This is a genomic window from Micromonospora sp. NPDC047521 (assembly GCF_055587305.1).
This window is the reverse complement of record NZ_JBVJGN010000007.1, coordinates 32,544-57,655: the sequence shown is the minus strand read 5'-3', so window position 1 is coordinate 57,655 and position 25,112 is coordinate 32,544. Positions and strand designations below refer to the sequence as shown.

Here is a 25,112-nt window from a genome sequence, read left to right as displayed (position 1 = left end):
GGCACCCCCTCCCGGTGTTCACGACGTGACCACGACGACGACGCAACTGCCCAGGCCGGGGCAGCGCAGGCCCACCTCGGTGGCCCGGTCGACGGCGACCTTCGCCACCGCAGACGTACCGTCCGTGGCCGGCTCCACCTCGTCGCGGACGGTCAGGTCGGCGTCCCCGGGAGCCGGCGCGACGACAGTGAACCGCCCCGGGCTGCGCAGTACGAGGGTGCGCAGCCCGCCCGGGTCGGGGACCCGCACCACGCAGGCGCCGGAGAACACCAGCCGGCCCGCGTCGTCGGCGCAGTCGGCGCTCACCGTCGCCGGGTCCACCGCGAATCGCTCGCCGCCCAGCGCGCCCAACCGGTCCACCAGCCCGTGCCGCGCCCCCGGATCGCCCCGGTCGTCGCCGCCCGCGCCGGCCGCGACCACGAACAGCCCCACCAGCGCGGCGGCGAGCAGCCCCAGCAGCGCCTTCTGCCGGCCGCTCATCGTGCGACGGCCTGCGCAACGAGCTCGGTGAACCGGATCTCGTCGACGCCGGCGAAGTAGCGGTTGGTGCCCTGCGTCTTGCCGACCACCAGCAGGGTGACCCGATGCGGCCCCTTGGTCAGCCGGACCGTTCCGACGTCCAGGAAGTCCGTCTTCTGCACCTTCGGTGTGAAGCCGAGGAACGTGCCGCCAACCTGGCTGCCGTCGATGGTGAAGACGGTGTTGGCGTAGTCGAACGACGTTGTCCGCACCGCGGCGAACCGCCACGTGCCGTCCGCCGGGATCTGCACCGTCACGGTGACCTGGTCGCCGATGGCCAGCCCCTGGAAGAACAGCTGCTTGTCGCCGGACCAGGTCACCCCGCAGCAGTTCGGCTGCGCGACCACCGCCGCGCCGCTGGTGCTCGGGGACTGCACCACCGCACCGTCGATCAGGCTCTCCGCCTCGACCGTGACCACCCGTGGCTCGCCGGGCGCCGGGTCGCCGCCGCGGGTCAGCAGCACCACCCCGACGGTCACCACCACCAGCACCATCGCCGCCGCCGCGGCGATCCACAACCAGGGGGTACGCCGGGGCGGGGCGACCGCCTTCACCTCGTAGGTGACCCGACCACTGGACCGGGAACTCTCCTCCGGCGCGGTGTTCGCCGAGTACGCGAACCCGGTCATGTCGTAGCGCCGGGGCGCAGTGCCCGCCGGCACGGCAACCTTGACCAGGAACGACACCGAGCCCTGCCCGGGCACCACCCGCTGGGGCTCGGCCACAGTGAACCACGCCCGCTGCGAACCCTCGCCGGGCGCCACGTCGAACACCACGGTGTCCGGCGCGTTGCCCGGATTGGAGACGGTGAACGTCAGCTCCCCGCTGTTGCGCGGGTCGAGGGTGAACTGCTCGGCGGCGGCGACTACCGCCCACTCGGTGGTCATGACGACTCCTCTTCCACGACGATGTCGACGGTGGTCGAGGCGGGCTTCTCCGCCTCGACGATGCGGGTGATCACGGCGAGCTGGTCGGCGGCGGACGCCGGCACCCGTACCACGATGTGGAAGGGCCGCTCGGCGGGCTCGTCGATGACGAACCCCGCCGCCCCGGTGGCGAGTTCCAGGGCACGGCGCATCCCGTACGGGGTGCCCCGCCACCGGGCCAGCAGCGCGCCGTTGGCCACCAGGTCACGCAGCCGGCCCACCGGCAGCGGCAGCGGGGCGTCCGGTCGGGGCGACGCCACCACGTGGTCCATCGCCACCCAGCGGGTCAACCGCACGACCAGGTGCTCCGGCGCGCGGTACGGGTCGAACAGAGCGTCCACCTCGGCGAGGATGGCCTCGTCCGGGGCGTGCAGGTGCTCCATCACGTCCAGCAGCGCCCAGAGCACGCTGCCCGGCACGCAGGCCCGCTGGTAGGCGGCGGGCAGCAGCCGTTCAATCGCCGAGCGTCGCATCCTGGCGCACCACCTCGATGTCGTGCTCGCCTGAGCAGAGCAGCCACGTGTCCGGGACGGTCACCACGTCGGCGGTGGCCTGGTTGGCGCTGGGCGTCCACTCGACGGCGTCGACGCTGCGGTGCACTCCGCGTTCGCCGCCGGCCAGGATCAGCCGCTCCGCCGGGTCGCCGCCCGCGCCGCCGCCTGCGCCGCCGGTCGCCGTTGCCGGACCGGCCACGGCGATGGCGTCCACCGGCACGAACCGGGTGCGGTCGCGCAGCGGCAGGCCGCAGTTGACCGACACCGGCAGCCACTGCGGTTGAGCGGCCAGGGTGTCCAGCCGCACCACACCGCCGCTCTGCGTGGCCGCCACCGCCTGCTGCCCGGCGAACGCCAGCTCCCGGCAGGTGCCGCCGATCCAGCCGGCCTGCATGGACTGCCACTTCACGTCCGACTCGAACAGCCGGGCGCGGTGGCAGCCCTGACCGGGCTTCTTCGGGTCCGGCTCGCCCGCGCCGCTCCACAGCAGTGTGGCCGGCCCGTCGTACTGCACGGCGAGGACGCGGTTGTCCACGTTGGCCAGACCGACGTGCGTGAAGCTGCCCGGCCGGCCGCCGGCTGTCGACAGGTACACCCCGAAGCCGGCCTGCGCGGCCACCGCCACACCTGGCGCGCCCCGCTCGGAGACGAACGCGCGCACCGCGTAGAACCCCCGGTCCGCGTCGGACGGGTCCACCAGGATCTGCAACGGCACCGCCCCGGGCAGCAGCGACACCTCGTACAGGCCGGTGTCGGTGGCCACCAGCAGCGCGCCCGCGCCGTCGCGGTCCAGCCAGGCCACGTCGGAGATCCGCGAGTCCAGGTCGGCGAGCAGCGACCACGTCTCACCCAGGTCGGTGCTCAGGTGCACCCGCGAGCCGCCGGACGCGCGCAGCGTCACCACGGCCACCGCGCCGGCCCGGGGCACGATGCCCGGCCGCACCGGCGCCGGCGCGGGCGCGACCCGCAGCACCGTCTCGGTGTCGAACCGGCCGGTCGGCTCCCAGCCCGCCCCGGCGTTGCTGGATCGGAACAGCACGGCGCCGCGACCGGCGTACCAGGTGCGGGGCTGGTACTGGTCGACGGCGAGGGCACGGACGTCGGCGTCCGGGGCCTCGTCCACCACGAACCGGACCGACTCGACATACCGCACGCCCGGCTCGGCGTGCTCCAGCATCCGGTACACGTTCGACGCGCGCAGCGGCTCACCGAACGGCCAACCGGTCGGGTTGAGCGCGGTGGGCAGCGGACTCAGCGTCTGGTGCAGCCGGTCGTGGATCCGCCGACGGACCGCGTCGACGTCCTCCTCCCGCCGCACCACCACCCGGGCGCGGACCGACACCGCCTTGAACCGGGCCCAGGTGGCCCGGGACCGGATGCCTACCATCCGGCGCTGCTCCAGGTCCGTCTCCACCCGGTGCCGCGCCTCGGGCACCTCGTGCTCGCGCAGCACCGCCACCGGCAGCCGGCCACCCGGCCGGGCGGTCTCCGGTACGTACGGCACCAGCACCACCTCGACCTCGCCGGGGCGGGCGAAGCTGTACACGGCCGCGCGGGTGAACGCCCGGGCCCGCGCCACCGCGCCGGAACCGGTGGCCAGCACCTCGAAGTCGCGGGCGGTGACCGCCCGTTGCTGGGCGAAGAACTCGTACGGGCCGCGCAGCAGCACCGACTCCAGCGCCTCCATGTCCCGCCCGCCGGCGGCCGGCGCCGGGTTGTCCACCCGCACCCCGGGCAGCGGATCGCGCAGGCTGGTCAGGGTGCCCGCCGCCACGTTGCCGGTCGGCCCGCCCCCGGCCCGGTACCAGAGCCGCACCTGACGCCCGGCCGGCGGCACCGCCGCCACGGTCACCGGCGCCGCCGCCGCGCCCTCGCCCGCCGGGGCGGGGGAGCGCAGGTCGAGGGCCGGGGCGAAGGTGACGGTGCCTGAGCAGCGGTCTACCAGGTACGCCTTGGCCTGGGGGCCGAGCCCGGCGAAGTTGTCCACCGGCCGCCAGATCTCGAACGTGCGGCCGTCGTGTTCCCGGGCCGCCGCGCCCAGTTCCACCGTGCCGGCCGGCACCTCGACGCCGAGCAGCAGGTCCAGCGGCTCGGCGGTGTGCGCCAGGGGAGCGCGGGCCGCCCGTAGCACCTGCCCCGGCTGGCCGGTGCCGACGCCGAGCAGCTCCGCGTCGACCGGCTCGCAGTGGTGCATCCGAACCAGCACCGACGCCTCACCGGCGGGCAGCACCGCCGGTTCGGTGGTGACGAACACGACAGGCCGCGGGTCGGCGCCCCGGGCCGCCGCGACCCGCAGCCCGGCCGGGATCCGCACCGCCGCGCGGTCGGTCCCGCCGCGCGTGAACAGGACGTCCGCCCAGGCCGCGGTGGGCGCGTGCCGGGTGGCCCCGAGCAGGTTCAGAAACGAGACGTACGCCTTCTCCGGCAACTGGTTCAGCCGGTAGATCATCACCTCGGTCAGGTGCGCGAACGCCTCCACCAGGGCCATCCCCGGGTCGTGCGCGGACAGGTCGGTCCACGCCGGGCAGGACTGCCGGATCCGTTCCCGGGCCTCGGTGACGAGGTCGAGGAACCCACGGTCGTCCAGGTGCGGCACGGGCAACGTCATGACGATCCTCCCTGCTCGGGTTCGTCGGCCGGCAGCAGATCCACGGAGAAGACCAGCTGCCCGGGGGTGAGGCTGGCCCGCACGCGGTAGTCCAACCGGATCACCAGCCGCCACGCGTCGTCCGGATCCGGCCCGGCGTCGACGTCGATGACCTCGACCCGGGGCTCCCACCGGGCGATGGCCTGCCTGACGTAGTGGATGGCCAACCCGGCTGTCGTGTCGTCGTTGGGCGCGAACAGCAGCCGGTGCAGCCGCGAGCCGTACCCGGGCCGCATCAGCCGCTCACCAGGTGTCGTCGACAACAGCAGGAACAACGCTTGGCGTACGCTCTCGTCGCCGTCGGTCATCGCCAGGCCGCCGGCCGCGGTGAGCGCCAACCCACCGGTACGGCCGGCGTCGAAACCGGCGCCGACGAACCGGAACGCCCTCACCGGTCCGCCCTCAGGAACCGCTGGCGCGGGTCGCGCACCGTGTGATGGACCGCGTTGGGCGGCGTCCCGTTGGTGAACCCCTCCAGGTTGTCCAGCACCACCCGCTGCCCGTCGACCCGCAGCCAGTCGCTGTAGCCGACGCGCAGGGACTCCGTCTTCGTGCACGGTTTGATGGTCGGGCCGTAGTTCGGACAGGCGATGATCTTCCGTCCCTCCGGGTCGTCGTCCACCAGCACCGGCACTGCCGAGACCGTCACCCACTGCTGCGACGGGCGGTTCTCGACCCGGCCGTCGTGGTCACAGGTGATCACCGAGTCGCGGTGGATCCAGCGCATCAGCCGCCTCCTTCGTGGTGGGCGCGGGCGAGCGAACGGGCCTGCCGCGCCGCGGTGGTCGGGTCCTCGGTCGACTCGGCGTGCAGGAAGTCCACGCCGCGGGCGCGTACCACAAGGGCCCGCCCGGGCGCGGAGATCACCAGGTCGGACGCGGCGTGCAGGGTGGCCAGATCGGGCGTCAGCTCCAGGAAGCTGCCGTCCTCGGTGCCCAGGCGCAGGCTGCGCCGTACGTCGTCGACGACTATCGACTGGCCGCCGGCGGTCCGCAGTGTCCAGCGGCGGGCCCTGCCGTCGTCGATGCCCGCGTCGTACGGCTCGACGGCGCCGAACAGCGAGCCGAGCACGATGCCCGAGGCCGGCTCGCCGCCGGGCAGCACCACGAGCACCGTGTCGTCCGGATCGGGGAGCGCCACCAGGCCCTTGCCGCGACCCGCCCCCGGGCAGAGCACGCCCAGCCACCCGGCGTCCAGATCCCCGTACGTCGGCAGGGTCAGGCGGACCCGACCCAACCCGTCCGGGTCGGCGACGTCGGTGACCGTGCCGAGGGTGACCACCGCGCCCGCCGTCGCGGCCGGCGGGACGGTCGGCGGCACAGTGGAGAACCGGGTGAGGTGCCCGTCGCCGTCCACCGTGTGCACCACCTCGGTCAGCACGTACGCCCCGGCGACCGCCTCGGGCACCCCGCTCAGGTCGATCCGCCGGCCGGGTCGCAGCGCCGGGTCGCCCTCGGCCACACCCTCGGCGGTGACGAGTGCCGCCGCCCGGGTGTCCAGTCGCGCCTGGGCCAGCGCCGCCAGCTCGTCGTCGCTGCGCCCCGGCTGGTCGACTGCGGTGCGTACCCCGTCGGCGCCCACGTCGGCCGGGTCCGGCCGGTCGCCGGCAGGCCTGGCGCACCGCGCCTCGTCGGCCTGCTGGCTGATCGGTTCGGCCCGCTGCGGATGCCAGCCCAGCGCGGCGCTGGCGCCGCTGGCCTGGTCGGCGTTGGTGGACAGCCGCAGGCTGTGCACGCCCGCGCCGAGGGCCAGCGCGACAGGCTCGCCGTAGCCGGCCAGGGTCACCAGCCGCACCGTGTCGCCGTCGACGGCCAGGTGCAGCCCGGCCCGGCCGGTCACCTCGCGCAGCAGCTCCAGATCGCTGTGCCGGTGCTGGAGCAGCCGCTCCAACCGGGGCCCGTCGGCCTCCGCCGCCACGTCCAACCCGACCTCGCCGCACAGCTCGCCGGCCAGGTCGGCGGCGGTCACCGACGTGAAGACCCGCAAGCCCTGACGCTTGCGCAGTCGATGCAGCGCGTCGTACGCCCGCAGCCGCAACAGCGCCACGCCGTCCGCCGCGTACTCGACCTCGACGGCGGTGACCTCCCCGACGAACAGCGCGTCCGGGTGTCCGGTGAGCCGTACGTCGAGTGTCGTTCCGGGGCGTACCGCCGGGTCGAACGCACCGACCCCGGCGGTGGCGGCGAGCACCAGCTCGGCCTGGGTGGGCTGGTCCAGCCGTGCCGCCACCCGCAGCGAGCGCAGCCGATGACGGGCCGCCGCGGCCAGTTCGACATTGTCCAGCAGGACGATGAGCGCCCGGGGCGCGACGCTTGTCACGGCGTACCTCCCGGAGCTGTGCCGGCCGGACCGGTGCCGGTCGGCGCGGCACCGGCCGGGGCGGGCGTCGAGCCGGCCCAGCCAACCGCGGCGGCGATCGACGCGCCCACGAACGACGTGCCTGCGGCGACAGCCCGCGCGAATTCGGTAGGTGCCGCCGCGGATGGGCCGCCGGCCGCGGACGGAACGGCGAGGGTGGTACCGGCCGGCACGGCGAGCGGGTCGGTGATCCGGTTGTGTTCGGCCAGCAGCCGCCAGCGCAGCGGTGAGCCGAGCGCGTCGTTCGCCAGCAGGTCGAAGCGCACTCCGGAGCGGCCCGGCTCGGCCGCGCCGTCACCGGCGGCGACCACGGCGCTGCCCGGCGCGGCGCTCGGGGTGCTCGCGGCGGCCAGCTCCTCGGCGAACCCGGCCTGCGCCTGGTCGGCCGTCTCGGCGGCCCGCACGAGCTTGAGCCGAAGCCACGACCGCCGGGGCGACCCGGTGCCGGTGAACGCGTCGAACCGCTCCGCCACCGCGACGATCACACCTGGCACGTTCCACGTCTTGCCCCAGACCAGCCGGACCAGCGGTGGCCGCAGCCAGCCGTGCTCGGCTGTGGAGTTCTCCGCGAGCATCCACAGCGGACGCGTCAACATCCGCACGTCGGTGGGCCGGACCTGCGCCTGGACGAAGTCGACGTCGAACAGCAGGTCGAGCACCAGCTCGGTGCGGCCGCCGCCGGTGAACACCAGCGGGTCGTCGGCCAACCCCGCCCCGGTGAGCTGCCCGTCGGCGGCACCCCGACGGCGTACGCCGGCGAGCCGCGTCACCTGCACGGTCTCCGGGTTGAGCAGGCAGTCGACACGTTCGCCGGAGGAGTCGATGAGAAAGGCCACGCGTTCCATCAGTCGCCCGCCTGTTCCCGGTCGAGGCGGGCCAGCCGCGCCGCGTCCGAGGCCGGAGCCGGAGTCGTCCACAGCGGTTCGTCGTCCGGAAGCGCCGGCCACGGGTCGGCGGCCGACGCCCCCGGCGCGAACTCCGGACCGCCCGGCCAGGTCCCGCTCCGAGGCTCGGGGCCGGTCGCGTAGCCCCGTCCGTTCCCGCCGCCCGGCCCTGCGGCGCGGCCGGACGCACCGGGGGATCCCGCAAGGGAACCGCCCTCGCAGGGGCCGACATCCTTTGCGATCCCGAAAGGCCTGGTTCGGGGGTGGAACGACGTCGGTCGGGCTGTCGCCTGCTGATCCGTGTGCGACGACAGGGCTCCGTGCGCATCGGACGTTCCGGAGGTGTCACGGCTGCCGGTCGGGCCGGCGCTGCCGACCTCCGGGCCGCCGACGCGCGCACCCGCTCCGGGCCGGCGTTCCCGCCTGCTCGTCGACAGCCCCCGGTCGATACTCAGCGGCGGCGAGGATTCGACGCGGTGGTCCGTGCCGAGGGCTCCGGAGCGCTCCGCTGGTGGCGTGCGCTCAGCTGACCTGGAGCGCACCGATTGGGTGAGCCAGCCGGTCCCGAACGCGCCCGTCGGCGGGTCGCCCGCCGTTCCGAACTCGCCCGCCGTTCCCGGTTCGCTCGCCGCGTCGGTCTCGGTGGAGCCGCCCGCCGTCCCCTGCCCACCTGTCACGCCGGTTCTCGCTGATCCGTTGGCCGTACCGGGGGTTGGCCGGCCGCTCGCACCGGGTCGGCTGGGCCGTGCGACCACGGCCGACAGCCACCTGTCGCCACATGCCGGGCCAGGTGCACCGCCCGCGTCGAAGGCCGCACCCCCGCCGGGCGCACGGCTGCCGGAGACGCCGCTCGTGCCGCTCGTGCCGCTCGGGCCGGTCATGCCGGTCGGGCCGCTCGTGCCGCTCGTGCCGGTCATGCCGCTCGCGCCGGTCGGGCCGGTCGGGCCGCTCGCGCCGGTGGTCGGAGGACCTCCGCTGTCGACGAAGGACCAGGGCCCGGCACCGGGTGGGCCGGCCGGGAGACCGGGCCCGCCGTGCGGCGGCGACGCCGTCGCACCGGCTCCGAACCTGGCGAGCCGGTCGTCGTGCGGCCCGGTGTCACCGCGCGCGTCGACGCCCGGGACGGGCGGCGGGCCAGCGCCCAGGTCCGGCGGCCGGTCGAGGTCCACGTCGTGCAGCAGACCCGGCGCGTGGGCGGTGACCAGGTCCAGCCAGTGCTGCGGCGGCTGTCCGAAGCGACGCGGCACCTCCGGCGGGCGCGACGCGACCCCGGCCGGCTCGACCCCGGCGAACTCGACCCCGGTCGGCTCGACCCGGGCGGCGAGGCGGTGCACCGCCCCGGCCCCCGCACGCAGCCGGTCGGCCAGCCAGCTACGCGGGTGTCGGCGCGGTGGCACCGCCGGTCTCCAGCTCCAGGCCCTCGTAGCGCAGGGTCAACGAGGCGATGGCGATCTCGTGGCTGAGCGTGTTGAGGTGCGCCCCGCGCCACCGGGTGGGCCAGGCGTCGATCAGGTTCCACCGCAGCACCTCGGCGGTGCCCACGGAGTCGAGCAGCACCACCGAGATGTTGCGGCGGTTGACGGTGCCCTGGGCGGTGGCGTTGACCCAGTCCCACAGCTCCCGGGACGTGGTGAGTCCGAAGTGCAGGGTCACCGGCTCGTACTCGGCCTGCCCCGGCACCATCCGCATCCGGCCGACGCCGTGCTCCCGGTACGGCTGCCCGGGAATGTTCACCTCCAGCCCGCTCATCTCGGTGAAGTGGCCGTTGGTGACGCCGTTGATGAGCAGCCTGAAGTTGTACGCCCGGTACGGGTCGACAGGTGCGCCGGGTTGCGGGGCGGCCGTGGTCGGCATGTCAGCCTCCGATCGTCTCGGTCTCGGTGCCGCCGGCCCACTGGCTCAGCTTGAACACCACGAATTCGGCGGGTTTGACGACGGCGATGCCGATGTGGGCGATCACCATGCCCGCGTCGCGGACGTCCGGCGGGTTCGTCTCCTCGTCGCACTTGACGAAGAACGCCTCCTCGGGGCTGCGTCCGAGCAGCGCGCCGTCGCGCCACACACGGGTCAGGAAGGCGCCGATGTCGCGGCGGATCGAGCGCCAGAGGGTGAAGTCGTTGGGCTCGAAGACCATCCACCGGGTGCCGTTGGCGATGGCCTGTTCGATGGCGATGCTGAGTCGCCTGACGTTCAGGTAGCGCCATTCGCTGGCCTCGGCGGCGAGCGTCCGGGCGCCCCAGACGCGGATGCCCTCGCCCGCGAAGTAGCGGATCACGTTGACGCCCCTGGGGTTGAGCACGTCGTGTTCGGGTCGGGTGACGAGGTAGCCCAGGTCGACGGCGCCCCGGACGGGCTCGTTGGCGGGCGCCTTGTGGACGCCGCGAAGGGCGTCGGTGCGGGCCCAGATGCCGGCCAGGTGCCCGCTCGGCGGGGTCAGTTCCAGGTCCCCGCTGATCGGGTCGCGGACCTGTAGCCACGGGTAGTAGAAGGCGCCGTACTCGGACTGCCGGGGCCGGTACGCCGGCGGTCCCTCCCCGCCGCCCGGGCCCGGGGCGGCGGCCGTACCCTCGGCGGGTTTCGGGGGTTTCCCGGAGGACGGCGTGGCGACGCGCGTCAACGCGGAGATGTCGTCGATGTCGGGGGCGGGGTCGCAGATCGCGACCATGGTGCGGGTGCGTTCGGCCATGCTCAGCAGCGCCTCGTGGGTCACCACGTCGTAAAAGCCGGGCGCGGCGATGATGGAGATCTCGTCGATGGCCTCCAGCAGTTGCAGACCGCCGCGTTGCTTGCCGGTGCCGCTGATCGCGCCGCCGTCGCCGACGTTCACCACCCAGCAGCGGGCGCCGCCGTTGTCGAGGAAGCCGAAGACCGCCCGGGCCAGCGCGGTGCTCTCCACCTGCTCCCCGTCGGCGAAGAGCCGGAGGAACTCGGTCCAGTTGTTGACGGGTACCGCCTTGCCCAGGTGGGCGTTGCGGTTCGGCGCGACGCCGACGAACGCGGCGATGCTGGTGCTCGCCGGTCCGATGGGTCGGGCGCCGCTGGGGACCTCCTCGACGTAGATGCCGGGGGAGAAGTAGCTGGGCATCGGTCCTCCTGTGCCGTTGGGCGTCAGTGGGTCGGTGGCGCGCAGACGATGACGATGTCGTCGTCGTCCGCGTCGACGTCGGCGGTGAGCACGAGCCCCCGTCCGGCCAGTCGCAGCCGTACCGGTGCGGGGTTGTCCGGGTCGTGCGGGACGCCGACGATCAGGAACCGGCCGTCGGAGTCGGTGTGGGTGGCGGACGGGCTGCCCGGCAGTTCGACGCGCATCGCCGCGAGCGGCTGGTTCTCGGGGCCGACCACCCGGCCGGCGAGGGCGCGTACGTCGAGTTGGCGCAGCCGCAGGGGGCGCAGCACCGGTGGCGCGGCAGCTGTCGGATGGTCCACCTGAGCGGGTACGTCGATGAGCAGCGCCGGTCGGGGCGCCGCGCCGAACGCCGTCCACAGGGAGGCGTCGCCGGCCTCCAGCACCACCGGGTAGCTGCCGTCCCGTGTCGCGGCGGTGAGCACCCGGTCGAGGTGGCCCAGCCCGCCCGGCCCGGTGACGCAGAGCAGGTAACGGACTGTGAACCGGTACGGTTCGCGAACCGCGCCGCTGGAGCGGGTCTGTCGGGCCGGGCGCAGTTCGAGGGGCCAGAGGGTGAGCCCGTCGACGTCGCCGCCGGTGCGGGGCGGGCCGATCGGGACGGCTTGCCCCGCCGCGCTGGTCAGCCAGGTGGCCAGCGCGGCGGTGGCCGTCTCGATCGGTCCGCGCCCGTCGGTGGTCATCGCGGCGGCGTCCCCTGGATCCGGTACGCGATGGCCTCGTTCCACACGTGCGGGTAGACGCCGATCTCGAAGTAGCGGGTGAACCTGTTGATCGGCGCGTTGGTGTGGTCGTGGTAGAGCAGCCAGATCGGGGCGATGGTGAACAGCACGTAGTTCGCCAGCACCAGTGGGATGTAGAGCGGCCCGAGCAGGCGCGCCTGGAAGATGTGCACGTCCTCGTGCCGCTGGATGCCGGAGTTGGAGCCGGCGCAGACGGTGCCGATGGTGGTGGCGTACCGCGGTGAGACGCCCTCCACCACGCTGACCCGGCCGCTGCCCAGTGAGGTGGCCCGGTCCAGCGAGTGCCCGAAGATCAGGTGGACGGCCAGGTAGATGGCCCCGACCACCGTGTTCAGCAGGCTCCAGGTGTGGTCGACGACGAAGAGGAAGATGCCGCGCGCGTCCGGGGCGTACACCCCGGCGGAGGCCACCGCCCAGCCGAAGACCGCGCCGACCAGCAGGCCCACGACGGCGCCGATGAGCAGGCCGACCGGGCCGCCGGCCAGGAGGCCCACGACGGCGCTCATGCCGACCAGGACCGCCGCGCTGAGAATTCCGAAGATCATGACGACATCCCCCTCAGACCCAGGAGCGGAAGACTCGGGGCTCGCGACCGCTCGCCACCTGGGTCGGCGTCGCCTGCCGGTTGCCGGGCGGGAACTGGTTGACGCCGAGCGCGGCGGAGAAGATGACGAGCGCGTTGAAGAACGCGATGATCCACTTCTCGCCGCCGACGTCGTCGGCGAACGCCGCCGTCACGTAGGACAGCAGCAGTGCGATGGCGATGGCGATCCACTTGCGGAGCTTGTCGCCGCTGGGCCCGATCAGCCCGCCGATGACGTTGGTGGCCAGCAGGGTTGCGGCGCTCGCGCCGGCAAGGCTGCCCAGGGCGGCCCAGGTGAAGAGATCGTTCACGGCGATCCCCCTTTTCTGCGATGGTGCGACCGGGATGTGGTGGTGGTGAGGTCCGGCGCCCCCGTGGGAGCGCCGGGGCCGGTCGCCGTCGTCGCGGGGCGGCCGGGGCCGGGCGTGGCCGGCCGGAGCCGGCCACCGGATGGATCAGCCGGGCCCCGCCGCGGCCGGGGGCGGGGCCGGCGAGGTCGGACCGGGCGCCGCCGGCGCCGTCGGGCGGCGGCGACGCAGAAGGAGTACGCCCACCGCGGCGAGCAGCACCACGACCAGGACGCCGCCGACGACAAGCAGCCACGGGAACCCACCGTCGTCGCCGGCGGCGGCCGGCGAGGTCGACGGTCGGGGTGGCGCCTCGGCGACCGCGCGCAGTTCGGCGGGCTTGTCCTGGTTGGAATCCACCTTCCAGCTGACGGACCGGCCGTTGACAGTGCCATTGCTGTCGATCACCCGGCCGGGAAATGTCACCGAGATCTCGAACGACATCAACTTGAGGAACGCCTGCTGGTTCTGTGGATTCTGTTCCGCGACCTTTCCGCCGTATTTCTTCGGATCCAGTGGCAGTGAGAAGCGGTACAGGTCGTCGTCGCGGACCAGTTTCACGCTCTCCGTGTCGAAACCGGCGAGCGGCGCCTTGCGGTAAACGATCTGGGTGCCGAAGAGTTTGTCGTCCTCGTACCCGACCTCTTCTCCCGCCGGCAGCGCGGGAATGTTCTGCCGCAGCTCGGCGAAGGCGGCCGGGATGTTCTTGTTCCGCGAGTTCAGCAGGGACTTCTGGGCCGTCAGCAGCAATTGCCCGTCGACCGTGTCGTCGGCGTTGACGGTGAGCCCCATGTTGAGTTGCATGCAGCCGCTGAGCGCGGCGAGAAGAAGGAGGCACACCGCGACGCGGAGTGCCCTACCGCGGTTGACTCTCCCGTTCATGGGATCAGTGTGTGTGATCGCTTTCACCATCAGCAGTCAGCGATCAGTCACAAGGCAGTCGCCGATTGTACCGGCGAACTGTCGTCTTCGCCCGGGCCGCCGACACGCACACCGAACTACTCTGGAGTTTTGGGTCGAGATCGGCTTTCTCAGCCCGCCGGTGGCCGCCAGTCGGCGTGCCGGGCCATGCCCCGCAGCACCGCCCAGCCGGGTGTGAGCCGCAACGCGGCACCGCGCACCGCCAGGGCGAGCGGACTGCGCAGCTGCTGCCCGTACCGGCCGGCCTGGTAGGAGGCTCGCGCGACGGCCTGGCTGCGGGGGCGGCGCTGCTCGTCGTACGACGCGAGGGCGGTCGCCAGCCCGGACGCGCCGCCGGAGCAGGCGGCGCCGAGCACCACCGCGTCCTCGATGGCCTGCCCGGCGCCCTGCCCGAGGTTCGGCGTCATCGCGTGGGCGGCGTCGCCGAGCAGCGCCACCCGCCCCCGCACGTACGACGGCAGCGGCGTGGCCAGGTGGTGGATGTCGTTGCGCAGGACGACCCCGGGCGGGGTCGCCGCCAGTAGGGCGGGGATGGGCTCGTGCCAGCCGCCGAAGTGCTCCCGTACGGCCTCCAGCTCGTCCGGTGCGTGGCCCCCGGGCGCTCTGGTGCGGGCGGCGAACCAGTAGACCTGGCCGCCGCCGAGCGGCACCATCCCGAACTCGGCGGCCGGCCCCCAGGTGATCGCCGCCGGAACCGGTTCGGGGAACGCGATGGCGGCCCGCCAGGCCGTGGAGCCCGCGTACACCGGCGGGGGCAGTTGGGGCCAGAGCTGGGCGCGCAGCCGGCTGCGCAGGCCGTCGGCGCCGACCACCAGATCGGCGGCGAGGGTCCGCGGGCCGTCGGACCCCTGGAAGCGCACCTCGGCGGCGTCCGGGCCGGACTCCACGTGCCGCACCTCGGCGCCGGTCCACAGGGACGACGCGGGCAGCGCGTCGCGCAGGACGCGGTGCAGGGTGACCCGGTGGACGCCGAGCGCTGTGGTGCCCAGCTGGCGGGTCATCTGCGCCGCGTCCACCCGGGACAGCCACCGACCGCGCCGGTCGCGGATCCCGCCGGGCGCCTCGGCGTGCGCGCCCCGGCGCAGGGCCGTGCCGAGGCCGAGGGCGTCCAGAGCGCGCAGCGCGTTGGCCATCAGGGTCAGCCCCGCGCCCACCTCGCGTGGTTCGGTGCCGCGTTCCAGGACGGTGACCCGCCATCCGTGCCGACGCAGGGCGATCGCCGCGCTCAGACCGCCGATGCCGGCGCCGACCACCACCGCGTGCGGGTCGTCCATGTCGTCCGCCCTTCTACACCTGTAGAAGGGCGATACTACAGGCGGACCTCGGAAAGGGGGAGGGCGTCGTGACGGCCCGCACGAACCGGATCGCGCTGCTGACCGACGCGGCCATCGAGCTGATCGCCGACGGCGGAATGCGGGCGCTGACCCACCGCGCTGTCGACGGCAGGGCCGGGATGCCACCCGGCACCACCTCCGCGTACCTGCGCACCCGGCAGGCCCTCATCGAGGCGGTGGTGGGTCGGCTCGCCGAACGCGACCGCGACGACCTCACCGCGTACGACCTGCCCACCGGCCCACCACCCCCGCCGCCCGGCCCCCGGCTCGGCGCAGCAGACCTCGACCGGCTCGCCGACGGCATCGCCGAGGTGCTGGACCGCTGGCTGACCAGCGGACGGAGCCGGACCCTGGCCCGCTACGCCTGCCTGCTGGAGGCGGTGCACCGGCCCGAACTGCGCGGCATCCTGCACCACGGCACCGGCCTGCGGGTCCAGTCCCGGGACCTGCTGGCCCGGGCCGGGGCGGCAGATCCCGAGCGGCAGGGTGACCAGTTCGTGGCGTTCGTCGACGGTCTGCTCTTCGACCGCCTGGTCGGCGCGGGCGCGCTCACCGCCCCGCCACCGGGGAGTCCGGCCAGCCGCGCCGACCTGGCCGCCGCCGTCCGTACGCTGCTGCGCGCCCTCACCGGAACCTGACAGTCGCGGTGCGGTTGTCCCACGGGCCGCGCCGGGCGACGCGAAGCGGCCCGGTGGGCAGGCCCGTCGCACGGTGAGAGACGATCACCTCGGGTGCCGTGCGCCGACCGGCGGGGTGCCGGTCCGGCAGGCTGCGGCGCGCGGGGGAGGTGGGTGGATGCTGCGGCTCAGTGGGCTGCGGGTGGCCGGCGGGAGGCTGCGGCACGGCTGGCGGCCGGTGCTGGAGGCCACCGTCGCCGCGACAGTGGCCTGGCTGCTCGCCACCCGGCTGCTCGGACACCCGCAGCCGTTCTTCGCGCCGGCCGCCGCGCTCATCGTCCTCGGGCAGGCCCGGGGGCAGCGCATCCGCCGGGCCGTCGAGGTCGTCCTCGGGGTGGCCGCCGGGGTGCTGGTCGCGGACCTGGTGGTGCAGGCGCTGGGGCCGGGCAGCACCTGGACCGTCTTCACAGTCATCCTGCTCACCGTCCTGCTCGCGGTCGCCTTCGGCGCCACCGGCGTGACGCTGGTGCAGGCCGCCGTTTCCGCGCTGTACCTGGTGGTGGTCGCGCCGCCGGACGGGTCGCTTGTGCCGTTCCGCTTCGTCGACGCCCTGATCGGCGGGGTGGTCGCCCTCGCCGCCAGCCTGCTTGTCGACGCCCGGCGCCCGCTGGCCCCGCTTGTGGCCGAGGTGCGCCTGACGTTCGACGAGCTGGCCGGCCTACTGGGCGGGATCGCCGACGCCCTGGACCACCGTGACGAGTCGGCCGCGATGGCCGCGCTGACGCAGGCCCGGGGGATGGACGTCCGGGTCGACGGACTCCGCGAGGGTGTGCTCGCCGCCGGTGAGGCGCTACGGCTCAACGTCCGCAGGCGTCGGCACATCGGACGGCTGCGGTCGGTGGACGAGTCCATCCGGCAGATCGACTACGCGGTCCGCAACGTCCGGGTGCTGGCCCGGGCCGGGGTGACGCTCAGCCGGCTGCACACACAGGTGTCGCCGGAGCTGGGCGTGGCGCTGCGCTCGCTCGCCGAGGCGGTCCGCGAGGCCGGCGGGGCGCTCGCCGCGGACCTGGAAGGCCGGGACCAGGTCGCCGACAGGCACGCCAGCCGGGCCGACGAGGCGGCGCTCGCCGCCGTGCACACGGCCGGACAGCTCTTCGGCCCGACGCAGGCGCTCCCTCTCGCCATGATCATCGGCCAGGTCCGGGCCACGGCCATCGACCTGCTCCGTGGGGTCAACCCGGACGACGACGTCGCCGTCCTGACCCGCGTGGACGAAGCCCTCGGCCTGCCCACCCTCTGAGCGTCGGCGTCAGGCGCTGGCCCGGGCCACCAGGGCGGACGGGAAGAGCGTCACCGGCGCGGCCGGACGCCCGTCCAGCAGGGCGGTGGCCGCGGCGGTCGCGATCCGTCCCACCGGATGGCTGGCCGTGGTCAACGACGGGGCGGTCATCGCCGCGAGCGGGATGTCGTCGAAACCTGCCACCGCCACGTCGCCGGGCACGCGTACGCCCTCGTCGCGCAGCGTCGCGATCACGCCGAGAGCGGTCTCGTCGTTGATCGCGTAGATGGCGTCGACGTCCGGCCAGCGGCGCAGTACGCCCCGGGCCGCCGCGCGCCCGCTCGCCGCCGAGAAGTCCCCGGGCAGCACCCGCTCCGGCAGACCCGCCTGGCGCATCAGCTTCCGGTACGCCTCGACCGGGCGCTGCGAGCACGGCAGCCACTGCGGGCCGGTGACCATTGCGATCCGGCGGCGACCCGTGTCGTACAGATGGCGCAGCACCTCGCCCGCCCCGGCGGCGTTGTCGACGTCGAACGACGGCACTGTCGGCGAGCCGACGCCGATGGAGACCACCCGACCAGGCAGCGACCGGGGTACGGCGTCCAGCAACTCCTCGGTGGTGTTGACCAGCACCACGCCGCACACGCTGCGGTCCCGGGCGAGCTGGTCCAGGCCGGTCGGATCGTCGAGCGGCAGCCAGTGCAACGCCACCCCGACACCGGCGGGCGTGCACACCCGGGCCGCCGACCCGACCACCCGGTGCACGTACGGGTCGTCCAGCACGTCGGCGCTGCTCCCGGTGACCGCCACCACCAGGCGTACGCCGGCGCCGCGGACCAGCGCGCGGGCCGCCGGGTTGGGCACGTAGCCGAGCCGGTGCACGGCCGTCGCGACCCGTTCGCGGGCGTCCGGTGAGGCGAACCCGGTGCCGGCGATCACCCGCGACGCGGTGGATCGGGACACCCCGGCGAGCCGCGCCACGTCGTCCAGGGTCGCCGCCCGGTGTGCCGCTGTCGTCATGCGTCGCCTCCCCGTTGCGGTCCGTCCGGGCGGACGAACGCCTGTTCGCATCATCCCCCGGTCGGACCGTAGCCGGTAAGGGGCGGTGGCGGCTTGTGGTGGTAGCGCTCTCAGGTGTGCGATCGTGCCAGCAGATCACCGTCGAGGAAGAGGACAAGCCGTCGTGAGCGCCCCCACCAGCCGCCCCGTCACCCTGGACGTCGCCCCCGCGCCGTCGCGGGCGGTGCGGCTCGCCCGCAACGGCGTGGCCGTTACCTTCACCCTCAACGGTTTCGCCGTCGGCAGCTGGTTCTCCCGGGTGCCGGCGGTCCGCGAGGCGTTGGACCTCTCGGCCGGCCGGCTCGGGTTGCTCCTGCTGGCGATGAGCGTCGGCGCGCTGCTCGCCATGCCCACCTCCGGCCTGCTCGCCCAGCGTCTCGGGGCGGCCCGCACCGTGACGTTGGCCACCGTGCTGGTCGCGATCGGCCTGACCGTGGCCGGCCTGGGCGCGACACTGACCGGGTCGTTCGTCGTCGTGGCGATCGGCCTGGTGGCCCTCGGCTACGGGTCCGGCGCCTGCGACGTGGCCATGAACATCGAGGCCGCGGCGGTGGAACGGCGGCTGGGACGGACCATCATGCCCCGCTTCCACGCGGGGTGGAGCCTCGGCTCGGTGGCCGGCGCGGGCCTCGGCGCCGCGGCGGCCCGGCTGGACGTGGCGGTCGGCGCGCACCTCTGCGCGGTGGCGCTTGTGGTGGTGACCGGCACCGCGCTCGCCGCGCGGACGTACCTGCCGGCGTCGGCCCACGACCCGGACGGCGACCCGGCGGACGCGACCCCGGCCGGCCGTCGCCGGGCCCAGCTCGCCGCCTGGCGGGAGCCGCGCACCCTGTTGATCGGGCTGTTCGTACTGGTGGCGGCGTTCACCGAGGGGGCCGCAAACGACTGGCTGGCTGTCGCGTTCGTGGACGGTCGGGACCTGAGCGAGGCGGCCGGGGCGGCGGTCTTCGCCGTCTTCGTCGTCGGCATGACCCTCGGGCGTACGGCGGGCACCGTCGCGCTGGACCGGTGGGGCCGGGTGCCGGTGCTCAGCGGCACCATCGGGCTCGCGGTGCTCGGCGCGGCTCTGGCGGTGCTGGCCGGCTCGGGACCGCTGGCGATCGTCGGCGTCGCGTTGTGGGGTCTCGGGGCGTCGCTGGGCTTCCCGGTGGGGATGAGCGCCGCCGCCGACGAGGAGGCGCACGCGCCGGTGCGGGTCAGCGTCGTCGCGGTGATCGGCTACACCGCGTTCCTGGCGGGGCCGCCCCTGCTGGGGCTGCTCGGCGACCACGTCGGCACCCTGCGCGCCCTGCTGGTGGTGCCGCTGCTGCTGGTGCCGACCCTGCTGCTGGTGCCGGTGCTGCGCCCGCCGCACCCCGGAGAACAGGCTCCGTCAGCCCACCAAAACTAACCCAGACCGCCGGAGAGCGGTATCGGGTGCGCGGCCGACTGCGCCGCGCGCCCCGGCTCGCTACGGTCGCCCGATGCCAACCGACGAGATCGCCGCCGCCGCGGCGGGCACCTGGACCCTCGGCGACCGCACGGTGCACCGGATGGGCTTCGGCTCCATGCGGATCACCGCGAACCCCGACCGCGACCGCGCCGTGGCGCTGCTGCGCCGCGCCGTGGAGCTGGGCGTCAACCACATCGACACCGCCGCCTTCTACGTTTCGCCGGGTGGAACGTTGCGCGTCGGGACCGGCCCGGTCCGGTACGCCACCGAGCTGATCCGCGCGGCGCTCGCCCCGTATCCGCGGGATCTGGTGATCGTCACCAAGGTCGGTTTCGGGTACGACCCGCAGGCCGGCTTCACCGAGGCGTTCACCCCTGCGCAGTTGCGCGCGCAGGTGGAGGAGAACCTGCGTCGGCTCGGCCTCGACCAGCTGGACGTGGTGAACCTGCGCCTCGGCCGGGGGCCGGGCCCGGTGCCGCTGGTCGACCGGTTCGGCGCCCTCGCCGAGCTGCGCGCCGCCGGGCTGATCCGCCACCTCGGGCTCTCCAACGTCCGACCCGAACAGCTGGACGAGGTGGCGGGCATCGCGCCTGTCGTCTGCGTGCAGAACAACTACGGGGTCGACGCGTACCGGGAGCAGGACCCGTTCGTCCGCACCTGCGGCGAGCGGGGCATCTCCTACGTGCCGTTCTTCGCGGTCGCCGGCACCGGCCGGGAGAAGGGCGCGAGCGCCGACCAGGGCGAGGCCGTCGAGGCGGTCGCGCGGGCCCACGGCGTCACCCCCCATCAGGTACGCCTGGCCTGGACCCTGCACCAGGGCCCCCACGTGCTGGCCATCCCCGGCACCGGAGACGTCGCGCACCTCACGCAGAACATCGCCGCGGCGTCCCTGCGCCTGACCCCCGAGGACCTGACCCGTCTGGGCTGACCCCGGCCGGGTCAGGGGTGCAGCCAGACCCGCAGGGGGCCCAGCGGGGCGAAGCCGGCCTCGACCGCGAGGGCCAGGTCCGTGCCGGATTCGTAGCCGACAAGGGCGACGCCGGGCAGCGTGGCGAGCACTCCCCGCCAGATGTCAGCGGGATCTCCGGTGCGGGTGAACACGTTGGAGACCCCGACGACACCCTCGCCGCTGACCACCGCACCACCGGTGACCGCGCCCCGCTCGTCGTAGCGGGCCAGCACCCGTACCCGGGGGTTGGTCAGCAGTCGCGGGCGGAACAGCTCCCCACCGCCGTGCGCCGCCGCCCAGACGGCCAGCCGTTGCGCCGTGTCGACAGGCGCGAGTGGCGTGCCGGCTGGTCCGTCGGTGGGTGGACGGTGGATCCACTGGGCGTCGAAGAGCACCTCGAAGCCGTGGCCGGAGAGATCGAGGTCGGCGAAGCTGTCCTTCACCGACGCGCCGGGACCTCCCTCGATCCGGGACAGCAGGGCCTCGGGGTCGGCGCCGGGGCGCCTGGTGACCGCGTCCGGATACCACTGTGGGGAGCGGCGGGGGACCGACCAGGCGTCGGCGTCGATCCGGCCGACCGACCCGTGGCTGGCGCAGAGGGCGGCGCACCAGTCGGCGTTGTCGCGGGCCGCCGCCTCCCGCACGTCCCGGGGCACGCCCCGCAGCCTAGGACTCACGGCGTGAGGACTACCAGTTGCTGGGTCGCGCGGGTCATCGCGACGTAACGGTCGACCGCCCCCTCGATCCCGTCGCCCAACGAGTCCGGGTCGACCAGGACGACCAGGTCGAACTCCAGGCCCTTGGCCAGCTCCGGGGTCAACGACCGCACCCGCGCCGTCCCGGTGAACGTGGGGTCGCCGACGACGCAGGCGATCCCGTCGGCGTGTGCGGCGAGCCAGTCGTCGAGGACCGCGTCCCGGTCGGCCACCGACCGGTGTACGACGGGAAGACCGTTGCCGCGGACGGAGATGGGGACGTTGGCGTCCGGCAGCACGGCCCGGATGACCGGCTCCGCCTCCCGCATGACCTCCTGCGGCGTGCGGTAGTTGATGCTCAGCGACGCCAGCGTCACCCGGTCGAGCCCGATCCGTTCCAGCCGTTCCTGCCACGACTCGGTGAACCCGTGTCGGGCCTGGGCGCGGTCGCCGACGATGGTGAAGCTCCGCGACGGGCAGCGCGACAGCAGCATCTGCCACTCCGCGTCGGTCAGCTCCTGGGCCTCGTCCACGACGATGTGCGCGAACGGGCCGGCCAGCAGGTCCGGATCCACGCTGGGCAGCGCGGACTCGTCGACAAGGGCGTCCTGCAGGTCCAGTTGGCGCAGGCTGGCCAGGACGCCCTCACCGTCGTCATAGGTGTGGGCCTCGATGAGCTCGTCGACGACCGAGGCCATGCGCGCGCGTTCGGCGGCGACCATCGCCTCGTGCCGACGGTCGCGCCGCGACGCCTCCGGGTCCCCGAGCCGCTGTCGTGCCGCGTCCAGCAGGGGCAGGTCGGCCAGGGTCCAGGCCCGGGCATCGGCACGCCGGAGCCGGCCGACGTCGTCGGGGCCGAGCCAGGGGGCGCACCTGCGCAGGTACGCGGGCACCGACCACAGGTCGGCGACGATATCGGTCGCGTCGAGCAGCGGCCAGGCGCGGTTGACGGTCGTCCGCAGTTCACTGTTGGAGAGCAGCGACGCGCGGACCACGTCGTCCGGCTCGTCCCCGTCGTACCTCTCCAGCAGGATCGTGAGCAGTTCCTCCCAGATCTCGTCACGCGCCTCGTTGTGCGGGGTGCCCGGTCCGGGTGCCCGGAACGCCTCGGCCCAGTCGTCCGCGTCCAGCCGGATGTCGGCGTCGCCGGTCGTGACCGTCAGCGGCTGGTCCGGCGGCTCCTCGTAGAACCGGACGGCCTCCTCGATCGCCGTCACCAGGCGGGCGGAGGACTTCAGCCGGGCCACCTCCGGGTCCGCCTCGGCCACCGCAGTGGCACCCTCCGGGACGAGGTCCCGCAGGGTGCAGGTCTGCACGTCCTCCTCGCCGAGGCTGGGCAGGACGTCGGAGACGTACGCCAGGTAGGGCTGGTGCGGCCCGACGAACAGCACGCCGCCTCGCCGTTGGCCCAGGCGGGGGTCGGAGTAGAGCAGGTAGGCGGTCCGGTGCAGGGCGACGACGGTCTTGCCGGTGCCCGGGCCGCCGTCGACGACGAGGGCGCCCCGCGAGCCCGCCCGGATGATGGCGTCCTGGTCGGCCTGGATGGTGCCGAGCACGTCGCGCATCCGGGCCGACCTGTTGCCGCCGAGGGTGGCGATGAAGGCCGACTGGTCGTCGAGGGCGGCGTGCCCCTCCAACCCTTCCGGGGTGAACACCTCGTCCCAGTAGTCGCTGATCCGGCCGCGCGTCCAGCGGTAGCGGCGACGGCTCGCCAGTCCCATCGGGTTCGCGTGGGTCGCACCGAAGAACGGCTCGGCCGCCGGGGAACGCCAGTCCAGCAGCAGCCGACGCCCCGCGCCGTCGGTGAGGCCGAACCGTCCGACGTACACCGGCTCGGGGTCGTCCGCGTGGACGATCCGTCCCAGGCACAGGTCCAGGCCGAAGCGGCGCAGCGCCCGCAGGCGGGCGGTCAGCCGCCGGACCTCCTCGTCCCGGGCCACCGCCTGCCGTCCCTTGCCGGCGGGTGCCCGACGCTCGACGTCGAGGCGGTCGGACAGCTCGGCGATCGACCTGTCGAGACTCTCCGCGATGGCCGCGAAGTGCTGCTCGTCGCGGGCGATCAGCGCCGGGTCCGCCTTGGGGGAGAGGTGGTCGGGAAGGTCGAACACGCTGGCGATCTGGTGGCTCACGCCGTCTCCCGTTTCCGCAGGTCATAGGTCCGAGGCGCAATTCTGCGGTACGTACCGGGCCTTGCGGCAAGTCCCCCTATGCGGTATATGTTGGCAATGGAGGGGAGTGGGGTGGTCGCTCTCCTGTCCGATAAGCCCGATCAGGGCGTCCGCTCCGCGTAGACCAGGTCCATCGTGTCGGTGTGCCCGGCCCAGCGCAGGTCGAGGTGCCAGCACCCCGCCCGCGGCATGTCGATGATCGACGGGCCCGGACCGCCGGCGACCTCGTGGGTCACCCGGGTGTCCGTGCCGTCCAGCGTCGCGGTGATCACCAGGGTGGACGGCTCGGTGGTGCGGGCCACCCAGAGGATCTTGTTGGTCGACCCGTCCGGCCTCGCCTGCGCCAGGGGGTGGGTGAACAGCACGGCCAGGATGTCGCCCTTCGCGCCGAAGACGTGTGGGGCGCGGGTGTCACCGTGGAACCCGGTGTCCGCCCAGTCGGGCAGCGCTCCCGTCTCGACGCGCGAGTGACAACCCGCGCCCGTCGAGCCCGCTCCGGGCGTGACAGGTGTCGCCGGTCGGTCGCCGGCCGCACACCCCGCCAGCAGGAGCGCCGACCCCAGCGTGAACCTGACCCAGGCAGCCATGTCGCCCTCCGGTACGTCGAGGAAACCACGTCGTGTGTCGCACCTTCTCGACACCGCTCGGGGCCGGCGGGTTCCTACGTCATCGACTGGGCGATGTCGATCGCCTCCAGCTTGGTGAGGTCCCCCTCGAGCCGGTAACTCACGCCGTCCGCCTGCCAGATCAGGGTCGAGGCGGCCAGCCGGGCGGTCTCCCGGCGTACCTGCCCGGCACGGTCCACGTAGGACAGGACGTGTGGGTTGGCGACCCAGACGGCGAAGTCCCCGTTGACCTGGACCCACTCCGCGTCCGGTCGGACTGTCTCCTTGTGGAACGACAGGTTGAGGCGGCCGTCGAAGGCGTCGACGCGCAGCGCGCCCCCTCGGTAGAGCAGCGTCGCGACCCGGTGGGCCCCGGTGGCGTCGGGGTCGGCGACAAGCACCTGCTCGGGCGGGCCGAGCTTCGCCGGTACGCGGATCGGAAAGCGCACCGCCCGTTGCGCCTCGTCCAGCGCCGACGTCCGCTGCGACGGCAACGGCGACGGGGTGCCGGCGGGCCGGCCCGCCGACGGGGAGATGCTGACTCCCGCGAAGCGCAGCAGACCGCCAACGGCGTCGGCGACGGCGGCCCGTGCCGGCGGCAGCACCGCCACCAGCAGGGCGGCGAGTGCCGCGGCGGCGTACGCGCGCCACAGGTGTCGCCGGGGCGCGGCCAGCCGGGCGCGCACGCGTGCTGTCACGTCCGGCGGGTCGGGCGTCTCCAGCCAGGCGGCGAGGTCGCGGAGGTCCTTCTCAAGGTCATCCATGCCGAACCTCCTCGCGGTCCAGCAGGCCGCGGAGTTTCGCCAGCGCCCGTGACGTCCGTGACTTCACCGTGCCCCGGGGCCAGCCCAGCGCCTGCACGGTCTCCTCCTCGCTGAGGTCGAGGAAGAACCGGCAGACGATCACCTCGCGGTCGCGTACCGGAAGTTGGCGCAGTGCCCCCACGAGCGCCGCGCGCCGTTCCCCGGCGAGGACCGCGCCGACCGCCCCGTCCTCGGCGGCCTCCGACGCCGGGCTGGCGGCCACCGCGCGCAGGAAGAGCCCCTCCCGACGGCTGCGCGTACGGTGCAGGTTGCGCGTCTCGTTGGCGACGATCGCCAGCAGCCAGGACCGGAAGGACGACTCACCGCGATAGCGGGCGAGTTTGCGGTACGCCTTCACGAACGCCTCCTGGACGATGTCCTCGGAGTCCGATCCCGCACCGAGCAGCACCGCCGTCCGGTACGCGGACGCGGTGTGCCGGGCGACCAGGAGGTCGTACGCCTCCAGGTCACCTGCCCGGGCGCGGGTGACGAGAACGTGGTCGTCCAGGGGAGCCTCCGGTTCGATCACCCTCATGACACCGCACGGGGGCTGCGGGTTCCATCCGCGCGCGGGTCAGCTTGCTCCCATCCGACGTGCAGGGTGTTGCCAGGAATCGGTGCT

Annotated in this window: 26 protein-coding genes; 4 read left to right on the top strand and 22 right to left on the bottom strand. The window is 74.1% G+C overall.

All coding sequences use genetic code 11. From position 1 onward, the window contains the following. Nucleotides 1-18: 18 nt before the first annotated feature. From ACZ6N8_RS17295 to ACZ6N8_RS17220, 16 genes are all read right to left on the bottom strand, one after another. On the bottom strand, nt 19-480 hold the full coding sequence (locus tag ACZ6N8_RS17295) for a hypothetical protein (RefSeq protein ID WP_377598569.1): 462 nt from the start codon (nt 478-480) through the stop codon (nt 19-21). Then, on the bottom strand, nt 477-1,406 hold the full coding sequence (locus ACZ6N8_RS17290; RefSeq protein WP_466010994.1) for a carbohydrate-binding protein: 930 nt from the start codon (nt 1,404-1,406) through the stop codon (nt 477-479). Before ACZ6N8_RS17290 ends, ACZ6N8_RS17295 begins: the two co-directional genes overlap by 4 nt. After that, the gene (locus ACZ6N8_RS17285; RefSeq protein WP_466010993.1) at nt 1,403-1,918 is read right to left on the bottom strand and encodes a phage tail protein; all 516 of its coding nucleotides are present in this window, start codon (nt 1,916-1,918) and stop codon (nt 1,403-1,405) included. Before ACZ6N8_RS17285 ends, ACZ6N8_RS17290 begins: the two co-directional genes overlap by 4 nt. Continuing rightward, on the bottom strand, nt 1,899-4,547 hold the full coding sequence (locus tag ACZ6N8_RS17280) for a putative baseplate assembly protein (protein WP_466010991.1): 2,649 nt from the start codon (nt 4,545-4,547) through the stop codon (nt 1,899-1,901). The genes ACZ6N8_RS17285 and ACZ6N8_RS17280 overlap by 20 nt, the downstream gene beginning before the upstream one ends. Beyond that, nucleotides 4,544-4,978 carry a GPW/gp25 family protein gene (locus tag ACZ6N8_RS17275; protein ID WP_466010989.1) on the bottom strand — a complete coding sequence of 145 codons (435 nt, stop codon included), beginning with the start codon at nt 4,976-4,978 and terminating at the stop codon, nt 4,544-4,546. Before ACZ6N8_RS17275 ends, ACZ6N8_RS17280 begins: the two co-directional genes overlap by 4 nt. Beyond that, nucleotides 4,975-5,313 carry a hypothetical protein gene (locus ACZ6N8_RS17270; RefSeq protein ID WP_466010987.1) on the bottom strand — a complete coding sequence of 113 codons (339 nt, stop codon included), beginning with the start codon at nt 5,311-5,313 and terminating at the stop codon, nt 4,975-4,977. The genes ACZ6N8_RS17275 and ACZ6N8_RS17270 overlap by 4 nt, the downstream gene beginning before the upstream one ends. Continuing rightward, nucleotides 5,313-6,905, bottom strand: a complete 1,593-nt coding sequence (locus ACZ6N8_RS17265; RefSeq protein ID WP_466010986.1) for a contractile injection system protein, VgrG/Pvc8 family — start codon at nt 6,903-6,905, stop codon at nt 5,313-5,315. Before ACZ6N8_RS17265 ends, ACZ6N8_RS17270 begins: the two co-directional genes overlap by 1 nt. Next, entirely contained in the window at nt 6,902-7,789 is an 888-nt protein-coding gene (locus tag ACZ6N8_RS17260; protein ID WP_466010984.1) for a CIS tube protein, read from the bottom strand. Before ACZ6N8_RS17260 ends, ACZ6N8_RS17265 begins: the two co-directional genes overlap by 4 nt. Further along, complete coding sequence (locus tag ACZ6N8_RS17255; RefSeq protein WP_466010983.1) at nt 7,789-9,225, bottom strand: hypothetical protein; 1,437 nt, start codon at nt 9,223-9,225, stop codon at nt 7,789-7,791. The genes ACZ6N8_RS17260 and ACZ6N8_RS17255 overlap by 1 nt, the downstream gene beginning before the upstream one ends. After that, nucleotides 9,200-9,682 (bottom strand): phage tail protein, encoded by a 483-nt coding sequence (locus ACZ6N8_RS17250; protein WP_357989723.1) that lies wholly within the window; start codon nt 9,680-9,682, stop codon nt 9,200-9,202. Before ACZ6N8_RS17250 ends, ACZ6N8_RS17255 begins: the two co-directional genes overlap by 26 nt. 1 nt (nt 9,683) lies before the next feature. Beyond that, on the bottom strand, nt 9,684-10,913 hold the full coding sequence (locus tag ACZ6N8_RS17245) for a phage tail sheath family protein (protein WP_357989722.1): 1,230 nt from the start codon (nt 10,911-10,913) through the stop codon (nt 9,684-9,686). A 23-nt stretch (nt 10,914-10,936) separates the two neighbouring features. Further along, nucleotides 10,937-11,635, bottom strand: a complete 699-nt coding sequence (locus tag ACZ6N8_RS17240) for a carboxypeptidase-like regulatory domain-containing protein (protein WP_466010981.1) — start codon at nt 11,633-11,635, stop codon at nt 10,937-10,939. Beyond that, complete coding sequence (locus ACZ6N8_RS17235; protein WP_466010980.1) at nt 11,632-12,240, bottom strand: glycine zipper family protein; 609 nt, start codon at nt 12,238-12,240, stop codon at nt 11,632-11,634. Before ACZ6N8_RS17235 ends, ACZ6N8_RS17240 begins: the two co-directional genes overlap by 4 nt. Before the next feature lie 13 nt (nt 12,241-12,253). Further along, on the bottom strand, nt 12,254-12,589 hold the full coding sequence (locus tag ACZ6N8_RS17230; RefSeq protein ID WP_387118629.1) for a hypothetical protein: 336 nt from the start codon (nt 12,587-12,589) through the stop codon (nt 12,254-12,256). A 144-nt stretch (nt 12,590-12,733) separates the two neighbouring features. Next, nucleotides 12,734-13,507 (bottom strand): LppM family (lipo)protein, encoded by a 774-nt coding sequence (locus tag ACZ6N8_RS17225; RefSeq protein ID WP_466010978.1) that lies wholly within the window; start codon nt 13,505-13,507, stop codon nt 12,734-12,736. A 149-nt stretch (nt 13,508-13,656) separates the two neighbouring features. Beyond that, entirely contained in the window at nt 13,657-14,820 is a 1,164-nt protein-coding gene (locus ACZ6N8_RS17220; RefSeq protein ID WP_466010977.1) for an FAD-dependent oxidoreductase, read from the bottom strand. A 68-nt stretch (nt 14,821-14,888) separates the two neighbouring features. Between ACZ6N8_RS17220 and ACZ6N8_RS17215 the strand changes: the two genes are divergently transcribed. After that, nucleotides 14,889-15,518, top strand: coding sequence for a TetR/AcrR family transcriptional regulator (locus ACZ6N8_RS17215; protein ID WP_466010976.1), 630 nt, complete (start codon nt 14,889-14,891; stop codon nt 15,516-15,518). Between the two features lie 157 nt (nt 15,519-15,675). Further along, nucleotides 15,676-16,800 carry an FUSC family protein gene (locus ACZ6N8_RS17210; RefSeq protein WP_466010974.1) on the top strand — a complete coding sequence of 375 codons (1,125 nt, stop codon included), beginning with the start codon at nt 15,676-15,678 and terminating at the stop codon, nt 16,798-16,800. Nucleotides 16,801-16,809: 9 nt separating this feature from the next. On the opposite strand, the gene ACZ6N8_RS17205 is transcribed toward ACZ6N8_RS17210, so the two are convergent. Next, nucleotides 16,810-17,799 carry a LacI family DNA-binding transcriptional regulator gene (locus ACZ6N8_RS17205; protein WP_466010972.1) on the bottom strand — a complete coding sequence of 330 codons (990 nt, stop codon included), beginning with the start codon at nt 17,797-17,799 and terminating at the stop codon, nt 16,810-16,812. Between the two features lie 163 nt (nt 17,800-17,962). Between ACZ6N8_RS17205 and ACZ6N8_RS17200 the strand changes: the two genes are divergently transcribed. Both ACZ6N8_RS17200 and ACZ6N8_RS17195 read left to right on the top strand, forming a co-directional pair. Then, complete coding sequence (locus tag ACZ6N8_RS17200; RefSeq protein WP_466010970.1) at nt 17,963-19,228, top strand: MFS transporter; 1,266 nt, start codon at nt 17,963-17,965, stop codon at nt 19,226-19,228. Nucleotides 19,229-19,301: 73 nt separating this feature from the next. Beyond that, nucleotides 19,302-20,198, top strand: coding sequence for an aldo/keto reductase (locus ACZ6N8_RS17195; protein WP_466010968.1), 897 nt, complete (start codon nt 19,302-19,304; stop codon nt 20,196-20,198). Nucleotides 20,199-20,209: 11 nt separating this feature from the next. On the opposite strand, the gene ACZ6N8_RS17190 is transcribed toward ACZ6N8_RS17195, so the two are convergent. The 5 genes from ACZ6N8_RS17190 to ACZ6N8_RS17170 form a co-directional block, all read right to left on the bottom strand. Beyond that, nucleotides 20,210-20,875: a hypothetical protein gene (locus ACZ6N8_RS17190; protein WP_466010967.1), complete on the bottom strand. Its 666-nt coding sequence runs from the start codon at nt 20,873-20,875 to the stop codon at nt 20,210-20,212. Between the two features lie 17 nt (nt 20,876-20,892). Then, entirely contained in the window at nt 20,893-23,043 is a 2,151-nt protein-coding gene (helR, locus tag ACZ6N8_RS17185) for an RNA polymerase recycling motor ATPase HelR (protein ID WP_466010965.1), read from the bottom strand. A gap of 140 nt (nt 23,044-23,183) precedes the next feature. Further along, a complete protein-coding gene (locus tag ACZ6N8_RS17180) occupies nt 23,184-23,669 on the bottom strand; it encodes a hypothetical protein (protein WP_466010963.1) in 486 nt (161 codons plus the stop codon). Nucleotides 23,670-23,743: 74 nt separating this feature from the next. Then, nucleotides 23,744-24,451 (bottom strand): hypothetical protein, encoded by a 708-nt coding sequence (locus tag ACZ6N8_RS17175; RefSeq protein WP_466010961.1) that lies wholly within the window; start codon nt 24,449-24,451, stop codon nt 23,744-23,746. Further along, nucleotides 24,444-25,025 (bottom strand): RNA polymerase sigma factor, encoded by a 582-nt coding sequence (locus tag ACZ6N8_RS17170; RefSeq protein WP_466010959.1) that lies wholly within the window; start codon nt 25,023-25,025, stop codon nt 24,444-24,446. Before ACZ6N8_RS17170 ends, ACZ6N8_RS17175 begins: the two co-directional genes overlap by 8 nt. Between the last annotated feature and the right edge of the window lie 87 nt (nt 25,026-25,112).